Source organism: Kitasatospora sp. NPDC048722, from assembly GCF_040650235.1.
Classification (GTDB): Bacteria; Actinomycetota; Actinomycetes; order Streptomycetales; family Streptomycetaceae; genus Kitasatospora.
The window spans coordinates 39,600-57,394 of record NZ_JBEZGX010000035.1; the positions used below are offsets into that span (position 1 = coordinate 39,600).

Genomic DNA, 17,795 nt, shown 5'->3' on the forward strand with positions numbered 1-17,795 from the left:
CTCACAGCCGGGGCGCGATCTCTTCGGTGAAGATGCGGTGCCGCTCGGCGGCCGCGAGGTGGCAGGCCGCGTGGTGCCCGGGCGCGGCCTCGGCCAGCACCGGGACCTCGCTCGTGGAGCGCCCGCCGGTCTGCCCGGCGTACGGGCAGCGCGGGTGGAAGGCGCAGCCGCTGGGCACGTTGATCAGGCTGGGCGGCGTGCCCTTGACCGGGACGAGCCGGTCCTGGAGCTCCCGGTCGAGGCGCGGCATGGAGCCCAGCAGGCCCCAGGTGTAGGGGTGTTCGGGCGCGTCGAAGAGGGTCTCGGCGGGGCCGCGCTCGATGCACTTGCCGCCGTACATGACGAGGATGTCGTCGGCGAGCTCGGCGACCACCCCGAGGTCGTGCGTGATGATGATGACGGCGGAGCCGAACTCCTCCTGGAGGTCGCGGATGAGGTCCAGGATCTGCGCCTGGACGGTGACGTCCAGGGCGGTGGTGGGCTCGTCGGCGATCAGCAGGGAGGGGTCGTTGACCAGGGCCATGGCGATCATCGCGCGCTGGCGCATGCCGCCGGAGAACTGGTGCGGGTAGTCGTCCACGCGGCGGTCGGGCTGCGGGATGCCGACCCGGTCGAGCATCTCGATCGCGCGGGCGCGGGCCGCGCGCTTGGAGGCGTTCGGGTGGTGCACCCGGTAGGCCTCGATGATCTGCGCCCCGACCGAGTAGTAGGGGTGCATCGCGGTCAGCGGGTCCTGGAAGATCATCGCCATCTCGCGGCCGCGCAGCTGGCGCACCCGGTCCGGGCCGGCGGCGACCAGGTCCTCGCCGTTCAGCCGGATCTCGCCGCTGATCCGGGCCCGCGTGGAGCGGTGCAGGCCCATGATGCCGAGCGAGGTGACGGACTTGCCGGAGCCGGACTCGCCGACGATGCCGAGGGTTCGGCCCTTCTGCAGGTCGAAGCTGACGCCGTCCACCGAGCGGACCAGGCCGTCGTCGGTGTCGAAGTGGATCCGCAGGTCGCGGACGGAGAGGAACGGGTCGCCGGCCGGGGTCTGCGCGGCGGGCGCCGTGGTCTGCTGGAGCTCGGTCACGAGAGCCTCACCCGGGGGTCGACGAGGGCGTACAGGAGGTCGACCACGAGGTTGCAGGCGACGATGAAGAAGGCGGCGAGCAGGGTGACGCCGAGGATCTTCGGCAGGTCGTTGTCGGCGATCGCCTGGACGGCGAAGGCGCCGACGCCCTGCAGCGAGAAGACCTGTTCGGTGATGAGCGCACCGCCGAGGAGCAGGCCGAGGTCCATGCCGAAGATGGTGACGACGGGGGTGAGCGCGGCGCGCAGCCCGTGCCGGGTGACGACCTTGCGCTCGACCAGGCCCTTGGCCCGGGCGGTGCGGATGTAGTCCTCGCTCATCGTCTCCAGCATCCCGGCGCGGGTGAGCCGGGCGTAGAGCGCGGAGTAGAGGAAGGCCAGCGAGATCCACGGGAGGATCAGGTTGCGGGCCCACATGATCGGGTCGTCGCCGAAGCCGACGTACTGGAGGTTGTCCAGGATCGGCCACTCGTAGCTGAAGACCGTGAGCAGCAGCGCACCGGTGAAGAAGACCGGCAGCGAGACGCCGGCGAGCGAGATGCCCATCGCGATGCGGTCGAAGACCGAGCGCGGCTTGAGGGCGGAGATGACGCCGGTGGTGACGCCGGAGACCAGCCAGAGCACGGCCGCGCCGATCGCCAGGGAGAGCGTGATGGGGATGCGCTTGGTGAGCTCGGGCCAGACCTCCAGGTGGTTCTTGAAGGAGTAGCCGAAGCACGGGACGTGGCAGGTGACCGGGTCCGGGCCGAACTTGTACTCGGCGCCGCCGACCAGGCCCTTCAGGAAGTTCCAGTACTGGGTGTACAGCGGCTGGTCGAACCCGAGGTTCTTCTTGACGGCCGCGATCGCCTCGGGCGACGGGTTCTTCCCGACGTACTGGGCGGCCAGCTGGTCGGCGGTCTCGCCGGCGATGCGCGGGAGCAGGAAGAAGATCGCGAAGGTGACCGCGCTGACCACCAGCAGCAGTACGACGGCCGCGAAGATCCTGCGGATGATGTAGGCAAACACAGTTGGGCGGCTCCGGCGGCCCGCCACCGTCCGGGGTCTTCCGGACGGTGGCGGGCGCCGCTGCCTTCACCTGCCTTCAGGGATGCGGAGCCAGGCTCTTTACTTGGTGGTGCCGATGTTCAGGTAGTCGTACTCGCCGGAGAAGGCCGACGTGGAGACCAGGTTGGTGGCGTTGTCCGGGCGGTACAGGAAGACCTTGAAGTCGGTCAGCGGGACGTAGACGGCCTGGTCCATGATCTTCTTGTCGATCTCGCCGTAGATCTTCTCGCGGGCCGACTGGTCGGTGTTCGCGATGGCCTGGTCCAGCAGCTTGTTGATGTCGGGGTCGTTCAGCTGGGCCAGGTTGCTGTTGCCGGAGGCCTTGATGGCGCGGCCGTCGGCGATCTGCTGGAGGAAGCCGTAGCCGGTCGGCCAGTCGGCGCCCCACTGCATCATCATCAGGCCGATGTTGTGGTCCTTGGTGAACTGCGGCGCACCGGCGTTGTCCGAGAAGTACTTGCCCTGCGGGTACTTCTGGATCTCGACGTTGATGTTGATCTTCTTCAGCGCGGCCTGGATGGCGGTCGCGGCCTGGACCTCCGGGTCACGCTCGGTGCGGGCGGAGATCACGGTGCTGAAGCCGTCCGGCTTGCCGCAGGCCTTGAGGGCCTCCTTGGCCTTGTCCAGGTCGCCCTTGTTGTCCTTGGTCGCCCAGGTGTCGAAGTCCTGGTGGCCCGGGATGTCCGGCGGGAGCACGGTGCTGGCGATCTGGCCGCGGATCGGGCCGCCGAGCACGGTCTGCACCGAGGCCTTGTCGATCGCGTACTGGACGGCCTTGCGGCACTCGATGTTGTCGAACGGCGCGACCTGGGTGTTGATCGCGGTGTAGACCAGACGGCCGCCGTAGGCGTTGTCGCTGCTGGCCTTGAGCTTGGAGTTCTGCAGGATCTGCGCCTGGGTCTGCGGGTCGACGCCGCCGCCGACCAGGTCGACCTGGGCGTTGCCCGCGATCAGGTCCTTGTCGATGGTGGACTGCTCCATGCCCATCTTGACCACGATCTTGTCCGCGAGCTGCTTGCGGATCGGGTCGGTGCTCGCGTCCCAGTTGGTGTTCGGCACCAGGGTGAGCTGCTTGCCGTCGTCGTAGGACTCGAACTTGTAGGTGCCCGAGGAGACCACGTGCTTCACGTAGCCGGCGCCGTCGTCCTTGGCCTGCGGGACCGGGACCGTCTGCGGGGCACTGACCAGGTAGTCGAAGTCCGCGAACGGCTGCTTCAGGTGGAAGACGATGGTCAGGTCGTCCGGGGTCTCGATCGAGTTCAGGCCGCCTTCCTTGTCCTTGTACGGACCCTGGTAAGGCGTGGCGTTGTCGACCAGCAGGTCGTGGAAGTAGGTCGGGCCGTTGGAGTTCACGTCCGGCGCGAAGTTGGAGCGCTCGACGGCGTACTTGACGTCCTTCGAGGTGATCGCGGAGCCGTCGTCGTACTTCAGGCCGGGGCGCAGCTTGTACGTCCAGGTCAGGCCGTCGGCGCTGGGCTGGCCGAGGCCGGCCGCGAGGTCCGGGACCAGCTTGTTGCCCTGCGCGCCGGGGCCCGGGGCGAAGGTGGTCAGCGGACGCCCGTACAGGCGCGAGAAGTTGTAGATGTAGGCGTAGTACGTGTTGCCCGGGTCGAAGGAGTCCGGGGTGCCCTTCATCTCGTAGGTGACCGTCCCGCCCTTCTTGTCCGAGGCGTTGACGACCCCCTTGGTGGCGGCGTCGGCGCCACCGCCGGCCGCGCCGGTGGACGAGCCACCCGAACTCTTGCTGGACGTGCATCCGGTCACGACGAGGACTGCGGCAGCTGCCACCGCGGTCAGCGCGACGGTACGGGACCTACGCATGGGTGAGATCAACCCCTTGAGGATGTGGAGAGTGGAGGTGTCTGACGCTCGGTCAGTTGCTCTTGGGATCGAGGGCGTCACGCAGCCCGTCGCCGAGCAGGTTGAAGGCGAGCACGGTGAGGAAGATCGCCAGACCGGGAACCACCATGTACTGGGGGTCCACCTGGTAGTACTTGATCGCGTCGTTGAGCATGCCGCCCCACGAGGACTGGGGGGGCTGGATGCCGACGCCGAGGAAGCTGAGACCGGCCTCGAAGAGGATGTTGGTCGGGATCAGCAGGGTCGAGTAGACCAGGATCGGACCGACCAGGTTCGGCAGCAGTTCCTTGAAGAGGATGAACGGGCCGCGGGCGCCGAGGCTGCGCGCGGCGTGCACGAACTCCCGCTCGCGCAGCGACAGCGTCTGTCCGCGCACGATCCGGCCCATGTAGGGCCAGTTGAAGAAGCCGATCACGAAGATCAGCACCAGGAGGTGCAGCGGCAGGCCGTGCAGACCGAACGCGCCGCCCTGCAGCGAGGTCGAGATCGCGATCGCGAAGAGCAGCAGCGGGAACGCGAGGAATACGTCCATGATGCGGCTGATCAACGTGTCCACCCAGCCGCCGTAGTAGCCGGCCATGACGCCGAGCACGGTGCCGATGGTGTTGGACAGCAGCGTCGCGCCGAAGGCGACCAGCAGCGAGACCCAGGAGCCCTCGATGACGCGGGAGAGCAGGTCGCGGCCGGTGAGGGGGTCGACGCCGAGCGGGTGGTCCCAGCTCATGCCGCCCCAGTCCCCGAGCGGCAGGCCGCCGAGGTTGGCGTCCAGCAGGTCCTGGTTGAAGGCGTCCGGATCGAGGCCGAACAACCCTTCTATCGGCTTGGCCAGCACGGCGAGCACGATCAGCAGGATCACGACGACGCCGCCGACGACGGCCAGTTTGTCCCGTTTGAAACGGGTCCAGGCGATCTGGCCGAGGGAGCGGCCCTCGATCTTCTTGGCCGGGCTCTCGGGGGCGGCTGCCTCCGGATCGTTCCCGGCGGTGGTGACGGATGCGGTCATGTCAGTAGGTCCCCTCGCCGACGGTGGCCGGCCCACGGGTGCCGGTCGCCGGCTTCGGCGGTGCGGCTATGCGGACGTGCGGAGGTGCTAAGGAGCGGGGTTTCGCGGCAGTGCGTCGTGCACGGGGCACTGCCACCACGCGGGATGGGCGTCGCGTGGCTGGAGCGGTCGGCGTGCGCGTTCACCTTTGTGGGGTTCCGATTTCGCGCGGTGCGTTGCGCAGAACTCTCTGCCATCCGAACTGGCTTGCGCCAGCCCTGCCAAGCGACAGATGCCCAACTGTGATCTGCGTGCATGCACCTCCACGATCATCGGCATATCCCTCTTCACATGGGCGTGATAACCATGTCAAGATGCCTGACACCAGCAGCCGCGAAGTCGTCCGGAAAACGCCGAAGCCGACCTGACGCAAAGTCAAGTCGGCTTCTGGAATTGGATTTTGGCGGGTTTAGCGGTTCAGCGCCCCGGGTAGCCGGGCCACGGCCGCTGGGGCGGCTGCGGCTGCCCGTGCCAGCCCGGCCCGGTCTGCTGCGGGTAGTACGGCGGGGCCTGGTGGCCCGGCGGCGGCACCGGCGGGTAGGCGCCGGTCGGCCGGCCGAGCCCGGCCGCCTCGCGGTCGTAGAACGGCCGCGCCCTGGCCCGCATCCACAGCGCCACCGGGTCGTACTCGTCCGCCATCGCCACCGTGGACACCGCCAGCCCCTCCGGGGCCACCGCGATCGCCCGCTGCATCAGCGCGCGCACCGCCTCCACGGCCGGCGGGGAGCTGTCGTACAGGTCCAGCCCGATGGCCAGGTACGGTTCGCCCACGGCCGGCTGCACCCAGGCCCGGCGCAGCGCCCGGACGGCCCGCACCTCGGTCGCCTGGTGCTCCAGCAGCGCGAAGAACTGCTGGGCGTTCACCTGAGGCTCGCTGAGCCTCAGCGGCCCGGCCGGCAGCCGGTCCAGGCCCGCCGCGATCCGCCGCAGGTCCGCCCACGGCACGCCGACCCCGCCGCCCGGGGCGTGCGGGTTCAGCCACAGGCCCCAGCGGGTGCGGTACAGCGACGCGGCGATCTCGCGCCCGGAGACGACCTCGTGGGCGCGCGCCCAGCCGGAGGCCGCCAGCTGCTCGGGGGAGGTGACGGCCGGCGCGTAGCCGTGGCCGCTGATCTCCATGTTCCCGTATTGGGCGTCCGGGCTGCCCGGGGTGCCGTGCCACAGCAGCATCCAGACCTGGCCCTCGGCCAGGGCGCGGAGCAGTTGCTCGTACGCCTCGTAGCGCTCCGGCGCGACCTCGCGCAGCGCGCGCTCCAGCGCGCCCGGATCCGCGCCGGGGCGTCCGGCCGGTGCCTGGCCCCAGGGCCCCGGTGCACCACCGGACACCGCTCCCGCACTCATGCGCCCACCTCGCCGCGCCTCTTTCCTCACCTGCCGCCGGCCCGTCGGCCGTCTGCACGCACCCTATGGCGCGGCACCGGCCGACGCCACGGCGACGTGCCTACGAACGAACCCCGTCACACCCGCGCGTAGAACGGCAGCACCCGGGTGAGCAGCCACTCGACCACCGGATCGTCGGCGAGGTCGAGCAGCACGAGGTGGACGCCGCCGGGCAGCGGCGCGGTTCCCAGCGCGCGGCCGAGCGCCTCGTTCACCGCCGCCGGGTCGGCCGGGGCGGCCGGGTCCAGCTGCACGCCGATGAACATCACGGTCGGCTCGCCCTCGATGCTCGCGAGCGCGCGGCGGGCGGTCAACACTCCCGGCAGGGCCGCGAGTTCGGCGCGGCAGACGGCCAGGAAGTGCTCCGGGTCCTCCCCCGGCACGGGCTCGCGCAGCGCGACCCGGCCGCCGGTCGGCGCCGCGGGGTCCTCCCAGCGGTCCTCGCGCGGACCGCGGCGCAGCTCGGCGACGCCCTGCGGCGGCACCGGGATGCCCACCGCCGCCTCGGGGTTGACGGCGATCCCGACGCCCAGCGGCAGCCCGCGGGCGAACTCCCAGGCCGGGGCGATCGCGAACGCCATCCCCGGCGCCTGCTGGAGGAACACCTCCTGCGAGGAGAAGACCGGGACGTACGGCTCGCCGCCCAGCTCGATCGTCGGCAGGTCCAGCGACTGCCCCTGCGGGTCGCCCCCGGCGGGCAGCGGGATCCACACCTGGCTGCGGGCCAGTACCTCGACCACCCGCGGCGTCGCGCCCGGATCGCCCAGCGCGGCGGTGAGCACCTGCTCCAGCTCGTTGGCCGGCCAGGCCCCGCCCGGCGGCGGCGTGTCCGGGCCGCCCCACCCCTGCTGCTGCTCCACCGGGTACCCCATGCGCCCCTGTACCGCCCTCTGCCGGTCGGCCGCCCACTGCTGCCGACGCGCAGCAGTCTAGGGTCTGCCGTCGATGTCAACGCCGCACGGCCGGCGGGACATCGGCGGCAGACCCCGGGGGCGCGCGTTCCCCTGCGTGTCGTGTGACCGGGTCCCCCCTCCCATCGGTGCCGCGGACGTGCCATGATGTGCGCGTCCGACGGCGTCGTGCGCAGTCGGCCCCACCAACTCCATACCGGCCGCTCGAACCCGCGCGGGAGAGTCCGGAGTGCCCCGTCTGGCGGCACGGCCGGCGCCGAAGGAGCAAGTCCTCCCCGGAATCTCTCAGGCCCCCCTACCGCACGGGTTAGGCACATCTGGAAAGCGGCGCACGGCCTGTCGTGCGTCCACCCACGGTGCAAGCCGCCATTCTGTCCGGAAAGCTGGAAACAGCAACGGGCCGCTGCGCGGTGAAGCTCTCAGGTTCGACGACAGATGGGGAGACCCACGCCGCCGCATGCCCGCGCGCAGGAGTCGGTCCCCGAGCGGGTCCGGTCCGGCGCGTGCACCCCTGAGTGCCCAGACCGAGGAGTTCCCAGGCCATGTCGTCCCTCCGCCTCACCGCGCTCGACGCGCTGCACCGCGCCCTCGGCGCGACCATGACCGACTTCGCCGGCTGGGACATGCCGCTGCGTTACGGCAGCGAGCGCGAGGAGCACCTCGCGGTCCGCACCAAGGCCGGTCTGTTCGACCTGTCCCACATGGGCGAGATCACCGTGACCGGCCCCCAGGCCGGCGAGATGCTGGACCACGCGCTGGTCGGCTTCGTCTCCGCCCTCGGCGTGCTGCGCGCCCGCTACACCATGATCTGCGCCGAGGACGGCGGCATCCTGGACGACCTGATCGTCTACCGCCTGCGCGAGGACTCCTTCCTCGTCGTCGCCAACGCCTCCAACGCCCAGCTGGTGCTGGACGAGCTGATCGCCCGCGCCAAGGGCTTCGACGCCGTCGTCACCGACGACCGCGACACCTACGCGCTGATCGCCGTCCAGGGCCCGGAGTCCACCGCGATCCTCGCGAAGACCACCGAGGCCGACCTCCCCGGCCTGAAGTACTACGCGATCCTCCCGGCCCGGGTGGCCGACCGGGACGTGCTGCTCGCCCGCACGGGCTACACCGGCGAGGACGGCTTCGAGATCTTCTGCGCCCCGGCCGACGCCGAGACGGTCTGGCAGGCGCTGACCGCCGCCGGCGAGGGCCACGGCCTGGTGCCGTGCGGCCTGTCCTGCCGCGACACCCTGCGCCTGGAGGCGGGCATGCCGCTGTACGGGCACGAGCTCTCCACCGACCTGACCCCGTTCGACGCCGGCCTCGGCCGGGTCGTCCGCTTCGACAAGACCACCAACGACGGCGCCTTCGTCGGCCGCAAGGCGCTGGAGAAGGCCGCCGCCGAGGCGGAGGCGAACCCGCCGCGCGTCCTGGTCGGCCTGGTCTCCGAGGGCAAGCGCGTGCCGCGCGCCGAGTACACCGTGGTCTCCGCCGACGGGGCCCCGATCGGCCGGATCACCTCGGGCGCGCCGTCCCCGACGCTGGGCAAGCCGATCGCGATCGCCTACGTCGACGCGGCCCACGCCGCCCCCGGCACCGCCGTCGCGGTGGACGTACGCGGCAGGCACGAGCCGGTCGAGGTCGTCGCCCTGCCGTTCTACAAGCGCGCCCGCTGAGGATCTTCCCGGGCCCTCGGTCACCACTGATCCGCGACGAAGCCGTCCGCGCGGCGGCCCGCTTCGTCGTACCCGCTTCCCATCCTGGAGAATGACGCCATGAGCAACCCCCAGCACCTGCAGTACACCAAGGAGCACGAGTGGCTGACGGCCGCCGAGGACGGTGTCTCGACGGTCGGCATCACCAAGCACGCCGCGGACGCGCTCGGTGACATCGTCTACGTGCAGCTGCCCGAGGTCGGCGACGAGGTGACCGCCGGCGAGACCTGCGGCGAGCTGGAGTCCACCAAGTCGGTCAGCGACCTGTACTCCCCGGTGACCGGCGAGGTCGTCGAGGTCAACCAGGACGTCCTGGACGACAACGCCCTGGTCAACAGCGCCCCGTTCGAGGGCGGCTGGCTGTTCAAGGTCAAGGTGGAGTCCACCGACGAGCTGCTCAGCGCCGACGAGTACACCGCCTTCATCGGCGGCTGACCAGCCCCTGGCGCGGCGGGCCGCAGCGCGGCGGCCCGCCCCCTCACCGTCCCTCCTCTTCGCCCCGGGAAGACCACACCATGACGGTTCTCAACGAATCCCTGCACTCGCTCGACCCGGAGATCGCCGCCGCGGTCGACGCCGAGCTGCACCGCCAGCAGACCACCCTGGAAATGATCGCCTCCGAGAACTTCGCCCCGGTGGCGGTCATGGAGGCCCAGGGCTCGGTGCTCACCAACAAGTACGCCGAGGGCTACCCCGGCCGCCGTTACTACGGCGGCTGCGAGCACGTCGACGTCGTCGAGCAGATCGCGATCGACCGCATCAAGGCCCTGTTCGGCGCCGAGCACGCCAACGTCCAGCCGCACTCGGGCGCGCAGGCCAACGCCGCCGCGATGTTCGCGCTGATCCAGCCGGGCGACACCATCCTGGGCCTGAGCCTGGCCCACGGCGGTCACCTGACCCACGGCATGAAGATCAACTTCTCCGGCAAGCTCTACAACGTGGCCGCGTACCACGTCGACGAGAAGACCGGCCAGGTCGACATGGCCGAGGTCGAGCGCCTCGCCAAGGAGCACCAGCCGAAGCTGATCATCGCCGGCTGGTCCGCCTACCCGCGCCAGCTGGACTTCGCCGAGTTCCGCCGCATCGCCGACGAGGTCGGCGCCCTGCTCATGGTGGACATGGCGCACTTCGCCGGCCTGGTGGCCGCGGGCCTGCACCCGAACCCGGTGCCGTACGCGGACGTGGTCACCACCACGACCCACAAGACCCTGGGCGGCCCGCGCGGCGGCGTCATCCTGTCGAAGGCCGAGTGGGCCAAGAAGATCAACTCCGCGGTCTTCCCCGGCCAGCAGGGCGGTCCGCTGGAGCACGTGATCGCGGGCAAGGCCGTCGCGTTCAAGGTCGCCGCGTCCGAGGAGTTCAAGGAGCGCCAGCAGCGCACCCTGGACGGCGCCCGGATCCTCGCCGAGCGCCTGCTGCAGGCCGACGTCGCCGAGGCCGGCGCCTCCGTGCTGTCCGGCGGCACCGACGTGCACCTGGTGCTGGTCGACCTGCGCAACAGCCAGCTCGACGGCCAGCAGGCCGAGGACCGCCTCCACGAGGTCGGCATCACGGTCAACCGCAACGCGATCCCGAACGACCCGCGCCCGCCGATGGTCACCTCCGGCCTGCGCATCGGCACCCCGGCCCTCGCCACCCGCGGCTTCGGCGCCGAGGACTTCCGCGAGGTCGCCGACATCATCGCCGAGGCCCTCAAGCCGGGCTTCGACGAGACCGTCGCCGCCGGTCTGAAGGCCCGCGTCACCGCGCTGGCCGAGAAGTACCCGCTCTACCCGAACCTCTGATCGCCGGGGGTGGGTGACCGGCCTCACTCCGGTCGTCCACGGGAGTTTCCGGGGCACCGCGCACACTGGAAAGACGCGCGGTGCCCCTCCTCTTGCTGCGCCCACCGCACAGCAACGCAATGTCCGTCCACGAGACCAGACAAGGACGTCCCCCGTGGCCCTCAGTGTCTTCGACCTTTTCTCCATCGGCATCGGCCCGTCGAGCTCCCACACGGTCGGCCCGATGCGCGCCGCCCGGATGTTCGCCCGGCGGCTGCGGTCCGAAGGCCTGCTGCCCGGGGTGGTGAGCGTCCGCGCCGAGCTGTACGGCTCGCTCGGCGCCACCGGCCACGGCCACGGCACCCCGAAGGCCGTCCTGCTCGGCCTGGAGAACAACTCCCCGCGCACGGTCGACGTCGACCAGGCCGACAGGGACGTCGAGCGGATCACCGCCGAGAAGCGGCTCAGCCTGCTCGGCGAGCACCCGATCGACTTCGACCCCGACACCCAGCTGATCCTGCACCGGCGCCGCTCGCTGCCGTACCACGCCAACGGGATGACCCTGTGGGCGTTCGCGGCCGACGGCTCGACGCTGCTGGAGAAGACCTACTACTCCGTCGGCGGCGGCTTCGTCGTCGACGAGGACGCGATCGGCGCCGACCGGGTCAAGCCGGACGACACCGCGCTGAAGTACCCCTTCCGCACCGGCGAGGAGCTGCTGCGCCTCACCCGCGAGACCGGGCTGTCGATCTCCGGCCTGATGCTGGAGAACGAGAAGGCCTGGCGCAGCGAGGAGGAGATCCGCACCGGGCTGCTGGAGAACTGGCGCGTCATGCAGGAGTGCGTCCGCGCCGGCATGTCCCGCGAGGGCATCCTGCCGGGCGGCCTCAAGGTGCGCCGCCGGGCGGCGGCCGCGGCCCGCGCGCTGCGCGCCGAGGGCATCGGCCCGGCCAACGCGATGGAGTGGGTGACGCTCTACGCGATGGCGGTCAACGAGGAGAACGCCTCCGGCCGCCGCGTGGTCACCGCGCCGACCAACGGTGCGGCGGGGATCATCCCCGCCACCCTGCACTACTACCTGAACTTCATCCCGGGCGCCGATGACGACGGCATCGTCCGCTTCCTCCTCGCGGCCGGCGCGATCGGCATGCTGTTCAAGGAGAACGCCTCCATCTCCGGCGCCGAGGTCGGCTGCCAGGGCGAGGTCGGCTCCGCCTGCTCGATGGCCGCGGGCGGCCTCGCCGAGGTCCTCGGCGGCACCCCCGAGCAGGTCGAGAACGCCGCCGAGATCGGCATCGAGCACAACCTCGGCCTCACCTGCGACCCGGTCGGCGGCCTGGTCCAGATCCCGTGCATCGAGCGCAACGGCATGGCGTCCGTCAAGGCCGTCACCGCCGCCCGCATGGCCCTGCGCGGCGACGGCCGGCACCACGTCTCGCTCGACAAGGCGATCAAGACGATGAAGGAGACCGGCGCCGACATGAAGATCAAGTACAAGGAGACCTCCCGCGGCGGTCTCGCGGTCAACGTCATCGAGTGCTGATCGGACCACCTTCCCGTCAGCTCACGCTCTGCTCGGGCGGCGGAGGCGTTCCGGGCGAGGTGCGGCCTCGCCCGGGGTGCCTCCTACGCCTCCGACGTGAGCATCTCGCGCAGGTGGTCGTCGGACATCCCCTGGACCTCGGCGAGCAGCACCGCGAGCGACGCGTCCTCGGCTTCGGTGCCGAGCGCAGGCTCGGACGCCTGCGCCGGGTCGGGCTCGGGCAGGGCGGTCGGCGTACCGAGGCCCCGCTCTACGAGCGCGATGAGCTCCCGGGGTGTGGGCGCCTCGAACAGGAGGCCGCCGACGAGCTCGAAGCCCGTCCTGTCCGTGATGCGCGCCGCGACCTGGGTGGCGAGCAGGGAATGGCCGCCCAGCGAGAAGAAGTTGTCGTCCGGCTCTAGGGACCGGGCGCCCGTCGCCGGGGAGGCGGGCCACACCCTGTGCGCGGGCGCCCGGCGCCCGCGCCAGGACGCAGCGGCCGGGGCAGGGGCGCGCCGCAGCTTCCACCCGGGATCACCCGAAGGCGAGCACCGCCAGCCCGCCGGCCAGGACGGCCAGGCCCGACCAGGAGACCGCGGGGAGCCGCTCGGCCAACACCGCGACGCCCAGCAGGGCGGCGACGGCCGGCTCCGCGAGGGTCAGCGTGGTGGCGGTCTGGGCGGTGGCGTGACGCAGGCCGTGGCCGAAGAGGCGGTAGGCGAGGAAGGTGGTGATCACCGCGAGGTGGAGGGCGACGGCCGAACCCCGGAAGGTCAGCAGCCAGTGCCCGTCACCGAGCAGGAGCACGGGCAGGACGAGCAGCGCGGCCCCGCCGAACATCGCGCCCATCACCCCGCCGGACGGGTGCCCGTGGGCGATCAGCCGGCCGCCGACGAGGGAGTAGGCCGCGTACGAGAGCCCGGAGAGCGCCGCCAGCAGCACGCCGAGGACGTCCACCGGCTCACCGCTGCCCGCGAGTTCGGGTCCGAGGACGAGCACGGCGCACCCGAGCACGGCGGTGGCGGTCGCGATCGCCCAGCGCGTGCCCGGCCGGGCCTGGCCGGCGAGCCGCCCGAGGAGGCCGGTGAAGACGGGGGCGCTGCCGAGTGCGATCACGGTGGCCACGGCCACGCCGGTGCGGGTCACGGCCGGGTAGAACGTGAGCGGGTAGCCGACCACGGCGATCGCGCCCGCGGCGAGGAGCCCGCGTTCGCGGCGCGTGCACGCACGGGGCAGGGTGCGGGCGGCACGGGAGGAGAGGAAGAGGAGCAGGCCGCCGAGGGCGAGACCGGCGGCGCCGATGCTCGTCGGTGACGCCCCGACCGGGGCGAGGGAACTGGCGGTGCCGGTGGTGCCCCAGAGGAGGGCGGCGGCAAGTATCGGGAGAGGCCCGGTGAGGGCGGGGCGAGCACGCACGATGGTGAACTCCGTCGTCGAGAACCGTGAAGGTGAGCGGTTTCGAAACGGGCGCACGTGACGCACCCCTCGCGGCGGGGAAGGCCGCCGAGGGGCGCGGGATCAAGCCACCGACGCGCGCCCGGTCAGGCGCGGAGCGGTGGCAGAGCGACGCGCAGGTGCCAGTAGGAGTTCACAGGCCGATGCTACCTGGGACCCTGCGCGGGAAGCCGGGCCCGCCGACTTCCTGCGCGGCGGCTCCCCTGCGGCGTCTAGTGAGTAGACCGATCTAGATATTGCCCGGAGCGCCCTCGGTCGGGAGCTCGGCGTGGGAAGTCGGCGGGCCCGACTTCCTACGCGCGCGGCCCCAGGGCGCGTTCAGTCGGACGGCCGGTTGGGCGTCTCGGCGTCGGGTAGGGCGCGCGCGGGGGCCGTGTCCATCGCGAAGGCGCTGTCCAGAACGGGCGGGTTGGCCGGCGAGGGGAGGGTCAGCTCGAACCACACCGTCTTGCCGATGTAGCCCTCGCCGCTCGGGTCGGCGCCCCAAGAGGTGGCGAGCGCGGCGACGAGTTCGAGGCCGCGGCCCGATTCGTCGTCGGGAGCGGGGCGGCGGCGGACGGGGAGCTCGGAGCTCGCATCGGAGACCTCGACCCGGAGCAGGGTGAGAGCTGGGAGCAGCAGGCGGACGCCGATCAGGCGGTCGCGCGGCCCGCGGGCGTGGTGGCAGGCGTTGGTCACGAGCTCGTTGAGGATGAGCATCGCCACCTCCGTCGCGTCGTCGGGAACCCGCCAGTCGAAGGCCTGCCGGAGGAGTTCGACCCGGACGCGGCCCGGGGTCCGGGGGTGGCGGGGAAACATCCACGCGATGGTGGCGACAGGCTGAGTGGTCATCGGACTTCCTTGAGTGGCGGCAGGGGAGGCGTCACTCGCAGGAGTCGAGTTCGGCCATTTCGCACTTCAAGGTTCGGCGGACGGGCATAGCCTCGGTAGTTACACCGCTGGTACAGCGGGGAGTTGAACCGCCCAGTGACCAGGGCAGGAAGGGGTCGCGGCCGATGAGCACGCCGAAGCAGAACCCGATGGCGTGGAAGTACTGCGGCGACCAGGTCCGGCGGTGGCGCGAAAAGGCGGGCGTGACCCGGGAGCAGTTGAGCGCGGCGTCGAACTACGACATCGAGAGCGTGCGGTCGATGGAGGGAGGGAGGAGGAAGCCGTCGGTCAAACTGCTCACGGTTGCGGATGAGTTGTGCGATGCCAAGGGGATGCTCCTCGGTGCGGTGGACTACCTCAAGCCGGAGAAGTTCTCCTCGTACTCGCGGGGCTACACGCAGGCGGAGAGCGAGGCAATCGCCTTCCACGCCTACTCGACCCTGCTCATCCCAGGCCTCCTGCAGACCGAGGAATACGCCCGCGAGACGATCAGCAACTCGTATCCGCCACTGGATGACGAGACGGTCCTGGCGCGAGTCGCGGGCCGGATGCAGCGGCAGGAGCGGCTGCGGAACTCACCAACGGTTCTCCACGGCTTCGTGATCCACGAAGCCGCGCTCACGGCGACAATCGGAGGTCAAGGACTCATGAGGCGACAGCTCGACCACCTGCTGGAAGTCGGCGAGCTGCGCAACGTGTCGATTCAGGTGCTCCCCCTCGACCGGGTGGCCTATGCCGCTCTCAACGGCCCCATGATCTTGCTCGAAACCCCGGACCACGAACAGCTCGCCTATGTCGAAGGGCAGAACACCGGGTTCCTCTACTCCGACCCTGAGCGGGTGAACCTCCTGGCGCAGCGTCATGGCATGATCCGCATGCAGGCCCTCAGTATTGAGGAGTCGAAAGGTTTTCTGAGAAGAGTGGCGGAGAGGCTATGAAGTGGTTCAAATCCAGCTACAGCACCACTGACGGCGGCGAGTGCGTCGAGGTGGCCGCTTCCCCCTCCGCCGTCCTCGTCCGGGACTCCAAGGACAAGACCGGCCCGGCGCTCTCCTTCTCCCCCGCCGCATGGGCCGCGTTCGTCGACTTCGCGGCCGAAGCTCAAGTTCCCGGGGTCGAGTGACCTCCTAAGGGAACGGGTGGGAAGCGACCTTCCAACCACCCCTGTACGCAGCAGATATGACTAATCGTCACCATTGCGCGACTGGGCGTTCCTCCGTGTAGCGTGCGGACTACCGAAACGAATCAACCCCCGGCCGGTGCGCCAACACCGAGCGGGGGTCTGACCACCACGATCGAAAGCAACGGAGTCGATCCTGTGGCTGCCCACGACTTTACTCCCATGGCCTCCCCCGGGTACGGCAAGAAGACCGCTCCGGGCGAACTTCCCCACTCCCCCACCGACTTCGCCCACCTCCCGCCCCGCGAGGCCTACCTCGCCAGCCTCATCGACCGCCTCCCCGACGGGGCCTCGATGGACGTCAAAACCCTCGCCGCGCACCAGCCCCACTACGGGCAGATGGCCGTGCGCACCGCCCTCAACAGCCTCTCCGCTGCCGGCCACCTGCGCCGCTTCCGCGAGCGGGTGGGCGACGACCGCACCCGGTGGGTGCTCCGGACCCACTTCTCCCGCACATCCCGGAGCGACGCCTGGTGGGCCGAGTTCATCGCGACCGGCGAGAGCGGCACCGGCGAGAGCGCCGACGACCCTCCGGCGGCGTCAACGAAATCCGCAACCGTTCCCCCCAAGGAGCGACCCCGCTCCCCCGCGTACGTCGCCCTCGCTGACCTCGGCCTGGCCGATCCCCGCCTCGCGCTCTCCGCCGCCGACTGCGAAGCCCTCGAACCGCTCGCCGCCGAGTGGCTCGCGCGCGGCACCCCGCCGGCCCTCTTCACGGCGGTGCTCACCGCCGGCCTCCCGCCGGACGGCGTCCACTCCCCAGCGGCCTTCACCCGCCGCCGCCTGCTCCACAAGATGCCCCCGGAACGCACGGCACCAGCCGTGGCACCAGCCACCCGCATCCTGGAGTGCACCGCCTGCCGCACCCCCTGTCGCCCCCAGGTCCTCCTCGGCGGCCTGTGCCGGGCCTGCCGGAGCGGCACCCGTCACGCTGCCCCACCGCCGCCGGACCGGCTCTCCCCCGCGGCCGTCCGTGCACATGCGGACCGTATCCGCGCCCTGACAAAAGCCACTCGATCATGAATATTCACGGGCCATGGCGTTAACCTATGCAAATTCCCAAGGTGAACTGGGTTACAAACCTTTCAATCCATGCCATCCGGTTTGCCCACATGCTGAGATCCGTGCGATAGTCGACATATCGAACTTCGACTGGCCCGACCTGGCGCAGTCGACGCCCATCGCGCGGCACGCACCCCCTTGGCCGGCGCGATGACCTGCACGGGCCCCCACCCGCCGGACCACGGCGATCTCGGGGGCCCTGCGTGTTTTCGGCGCCGAAGGCGCGGAGTCAGTGGCGCTCGCGGATCTTCAGCTCGAACCAGACGCCCTTGCCCCGCGGGAGCAGGTCCGCCCCCCACCGGTCGGCGAGGTCGTCGACCACCTTCAGGCCGCGCCCCCGCTCGGTGACGGGCAGCGGCTCGGCGAGGATCACGCAGGGCAACGCCCTTGAGGAGTCCCGGACTTCGACCCGCAGCCAGCCCGGCTTGCGGATCACCTGGAGCCCGATCGTGCGGCCGGCGGCGTGCCGCACGGCGTTGGAGACGAGCTCGCTGGTGAGTAACTCCCCTGCCTCCAGGTACTGGTGGAGGTCCCAGGACTCCAGGACGGACAGCACCAGCCGGCGGGCCACCGAGGCGGACTCCGCCCGGGACGGCAGCCGTACCTCGCCCGGCTCGGACTGGTCGCACAGCCTGCCGAAGTACATCTCCTCCAGCTCCTCGGAGCTGAGCCGCTCCAGCGCCGACAGCGCGCCCGGGACGTCGACCCAGGACGCCTCCGCGACCGATCCGGCTCCGGGAACTGATGACTGATCTGTTTCGCCCCAACCCGCCATGCGACCCATCATTGCGGAACGCAAGCAGCCGCGTACGGACAATGAGCAAACGATCACGTCCGATTCGGCATATGCCCGGTGCAAGCGGTGGGCGACAAAACGGCACAAAGACGGCGGCCCGGAACCGGCGCGAACCGGTCCCGGGCCGCCGGAA

The 17,795-nt window shown here is 70.8% G+C and carries 17 protein-coding genes and 1 riboswitch; of the genes, 7 read left to right on the plus strand and 10 right to left on the minus strand.

What is annotated here, in order from left to right:
* Position 1: 1 nt before the first annotated feature.
* From AB0C76_RS24565 to AB0C76_RS24590, 6 genes are all read right to left on the minus strand, one after another.
* The gene (locus AB0C76_RS24565; protein ID WP_359969305.1) at positions 2 to 1,072 is read right to left on the minus strand and encodes an ABC transporter ATP-binding protein; all 1,071 of its coding nucleotides are present in this window, start codon (positions 1,070 to 1,072) and stop codon (positions 2 to 4) included.
* The gene (locus tag AB0C76_RS24570; protein ID WP_359969308.1) at positions 1,069 to 2,079 is read right to left on the minus strand and encodes an ABC transporter permease; all 1,011 of its coding nucleotides are present in this window, start codon (positions 2,077 to 2,079) and stop codon (positions 1,069 to 1,071) included. The genes AB0C76_RS24565 and AB0C76_RS24570 overlap by 4 nt, the downstream gene beginning before the upstream one ends.
* Before the next feature lie 99 nt (positions 2,080 to 2,178).
* Positions 2,179 to 3,939: an ABC transporter substrate-binding protein gene (locus tag AB0C76_RS24575; protein WP_359969311.1), complete on the minus strand. Its 1,761-nt coding sequence runs from the start codon at positions 3,937 to 3,939 to the stop codon at positions 2,179 to 2,181.
* A 52-nt stretch (positions 3,940 to 3,991) separates the two neighbouring features.
* On the minus strand, positions 3,992 to 4,981 hold the full coding sequence (locus tag AB0C76_RS24580) for an ABC transporter permease (protein ID WP_359969314.1): 990 nt from the start codon (positions 4,979 to 4,981) through the stop codon (positions 3,992 to 3,994).
* Positions 4,982 to 5,437: 456 nt separating this feature from the next.
* Positions 5,438 to 6,361: an enhanced serine sensitivity protein SseB C-terminal domain-containing protein gene (locus AB0C76_RS24585; RefSeq protein WP_359969317.1), complete on the minus strand. Its 924-nt coding sequence runs from the start codon at positions 6,359 to 6,361 to the stop codon at positions 5,438 to 5,440.
* A gap of 116 nt (positions 6,362 to 6,477) precedes the next feature.
* The gene (locus AB0C76_RS24590; RefSeq protein ID WP_359969319.1) at positions 6,478 to 7,272 is read right to left on the minus strand and encodes an enhanced serine sensitivity protein SseB C-terminal domain-containing protein; all 795 of its coding nucleotides are present in this window, start codon (positions 7,270 to 7,272) and stop codon (positions 6,478 to 6,480) included.
* A gap of 244 nt (positions 7,273 to 7,516) precedes the next feature.
* Positions 7,517 to 7,622: riboswitch (glycine riboswitch) on the plus strand.
* Between the two features lie 231 nt (positions 7,623 to 7,853).
* On the opposite strand from AB0C76_RS24590, the gene gcvT reads away from it, so the two are divergent.
* The 4 genes from gcvT (at position 7,854) to AB0C76_RS24610 (ending at position 12,320) form a co-directional block, all read left to right on the plus strand.
* Entirely contained in the window at positions 7,854 to 8,975 is a 1,122-nt protein-coding gene (gene gcvT, locus AB0C76_RS24595) for a glycine cleavage system aminomethyltransferase GcvT (protein WP_359969322.1), read from the plus strand.
* 99 nt (positions 8,976 to 9,074) lie between these two features.
* On the plus strand, positions 9,075 to 9,449 hold the full coding sequence (gene gcvH, locus AB0C76_RS24600; RefSeq protein ID WP_359969324.1) for a glycine cleavage system protein GcvH: 375 nt from the start codon (positions 9,075 to 9,077) through the stop codon (positions 9,447 to 9,449).
* A gap of 80 nt (positions 9,450 to 9,529) precedes the next feature.
* Positions 9,530 to 10,798 (plus strand): serine hydroxymethyltransferase, encoded by a 1,269-nt coding sequence (gene glyA, locus AB0C76_RS24605; RefSeq protein WP_359969327.1) that lies wholly within the window; start codon positions 9,530 to 9,532, stop codon positions 10,796 to 10,798.
* 154 nt (positions 10,799 to 10,952) lie between these two features.
* Positions 10,953 to 12,320 (plus strand): L-serine ammonia-lyase, encoded by a 1,368-nt coding sequence (locus tag AB0C76_RS24610; RefSeq protein WP_359969329.1) that lies wholly within the window; start codon positions 10,953 to 10,955, stop codon positions 12,318 to 12,320.
* An 83-nt stretch (positions 12,321 to 12,403) separates the two neighbouring features.
* On the opposite strand, the gene AB0C76_RS24615 is transcribed toward AB0C76_RS24610, so the two are convergent.
* From AB0C76_RS24615 to AB0C76_RS24625, 3 genes are all read right to left on the minus strand, one after another.
* On the minus strand, positions 12,404 to 12,757 hold the full coding sequence (locus AB0C76_RS24615; RefSeq protein ID WP_359969331.1) for a phosphopantetheine-binding protein: 354 nt from the start codon (positions 12,755 to 12,757) through the stop codon (positions 12,404 to 12,406).
* Positions 12,758 to 12,833: 76 nt separating this feature from the next.
* A complete protein-coding gene (locus AB0C76_RS24620) occupies positions 12,834 to 13,715 on the minus strand; it encodes an EamA family transporter (RefSeq protein ID WP_359969334.1) in 882 nt (293 codons plus the stop codon).
* 357 nt (positions 13,716 to 14,072) lie between these two features.
* Positions 14,073 to 14,585, minus strand: a complete 513-nt coding sequence (locus tag AB0C76_RS24625; protein ID WP_359969337.1) for an ATP-binding protein — start codon at positions 14,583 to 14,585, stop codon at positions 14,073 to 14,075.
* Between the two features lie 164 nt (positions 14,586 to 14,749).
* Here AB0C76_RS24625 and AB0C76_RS24630 point away from each other — a divergent pair, with 164 nt between their 5' ends.
* The 3 genes from AB0C76_RS24630 (at position 14,750) to AB0C76_RS24640 (ending at position 16,827) form a co-directional block, all read left to right on the plus strand.
* Positions 14,750 to 15,562 carry a helix-turn-helix transcriptional regulator gene (locus AB0C76_RS24630; protein ID WP_359969340.1) on the plus strand — a complete coding sequence of 271 codons (813 nt, stop codon included), beginning with the start codon at positions 14,750 to 14,752 and terminating at the stop codon, positions 15,560 to 15,562.
* Positions 15,559 to 15,747, plus strand: coding sequence for a DUF397 domain-containing protein (locus AB0C76_RS24635; protein WP_359969343.1), 189 nt, complete (start codon positions 15,559 to 15,561; stop codon positions 15,745 to 15,747). The genes AB0C76_RS24630 and AB0C76_RS24635 overlap by 4 nt, the downstream gene beginning before the upstream one ends.
* Before the next feature lie 219 nt (positions 15,748 to 15,966).
* Positions 15,967 to 16,827 carry a hypothetical protein gene (locus AB0C76_RS24640; protein WP_359969346.1) on the plus strand — a complete coding sequence of 287 codons (861 nt, stop codon included), beginning with the start codon at positions 15,967 to 15,969 and terminating at the stop codon, positions 16,825 to 16,827.
* Positions 16,828 to 17,095: 268 nt separating this feature from the next.
* Here AB0C76_RS24640 and AB0C76_RS24645 read toward each other — a convergent pair whose 3' ends face one another.
* Entirely contained in the window at positions 17,096 to 17,641 is a 546-nt protein-coding gene (locus AB0C76_RS24645) for an ATP-binding protein (RefSeq protein WP_359969349.1), read from the minus strand.
* Positions 17,642 to 17,795: the final 154 nt, after the last annotated feature.

What these genes read in the sequence shown, in the direction of transcription:
- AB0C76_RS24580 (WP_359969314.1), bottom strand. Translation starts at nt 4,981, where the DNA reads ATGACCGCATCCGTCACCACCGCCGGGAACGATCCGGAGGCAGCCGCC.
- gcvT (WP_359969322.1), top strand. Translation starts at nt 7,854, where the DNA reads ATGTCGTCCCTCCGCCTCACCGCGCTCGACGCGCTGCACCGCGCCCTC.
- AB0C76_RS24635 (WP_359969343.1), top strand. Translation starts at nt 15,559, where the DNA reads ATGAAGTGGTTCAAATCCAGCTACAGCACCACTGACGGCGGCGAGTGC.
- glyA (WP_359969327.1), top strand. Translation starts at nt 9,530, where the DNA reads ATGACGGTTCTCAACGAATCCCTGCACTCGCTCGACCCGGAGATCGCC.
- AB0C76_RS24585 (WP_359969317.1), bottom strand. Translation starts at nt 6,361, where the DNA reads ATGAGTGCGGGAGCGGTGTCCGGTGGTGCACCGGGGCCCTGGGGCCAG.
- gcvH (WP_359969324.1), top strand. Translation starts at nt 9,075, where the DNA reads ATGAGCAACCCCCAGCACCTGCAGTACACCAAGGAGCACGAGTGGCTG.
- AB0C76_RS24630 (WP_359969340.1), top strand. Translation starts at nt 14,750, where the DNA reads ATGAGCACGCCGAAGCAGAACCCGATGGCGTGGAAGTACTGCGGCGAC.
- AB0C76_RS24590 (WP_359969319.1), bottom strand. Translation starts at nt 7,272, where the DNA reads ATGGGGTACCCGGTGGAGCAGCAGCAGGGGTGGGGCGGCCCGGACACG.
- AB0C76_RS24640 (WP_359969346.1), top strand. Translation starts at nt 15,967, where the DNA reads ATGGCCTCCCCCGGGTACGGCAAGAAGACCGCTCCGGGCGAACTTCCC.
- AB0C76_RS24575 (WP_359969311.1), bottom strand. Translation starts at nt 3,939, where the DNA reads ATGCGTAGGTCCCGTACCGTCGCGCTGACCGCGGTGGCAGCTGCCGCA.
- AB0C76_RS24645 (WP_359969349.1), bottom strand. Translation starts at nt 17,641, where the DNA reads ATGGCGGGTTGGGGCGAAACAGATCAGTCATCAGTTCCCGGAGCCGGA.
- AB0C76_RS24625 (WP_359969337.1), bottom strand. Translation starts at nt 14,585, where the DNA reads ATGACCACTCAGCCTGTCGCCACCATCGCGTGGATGTTTCCCCGCCAC.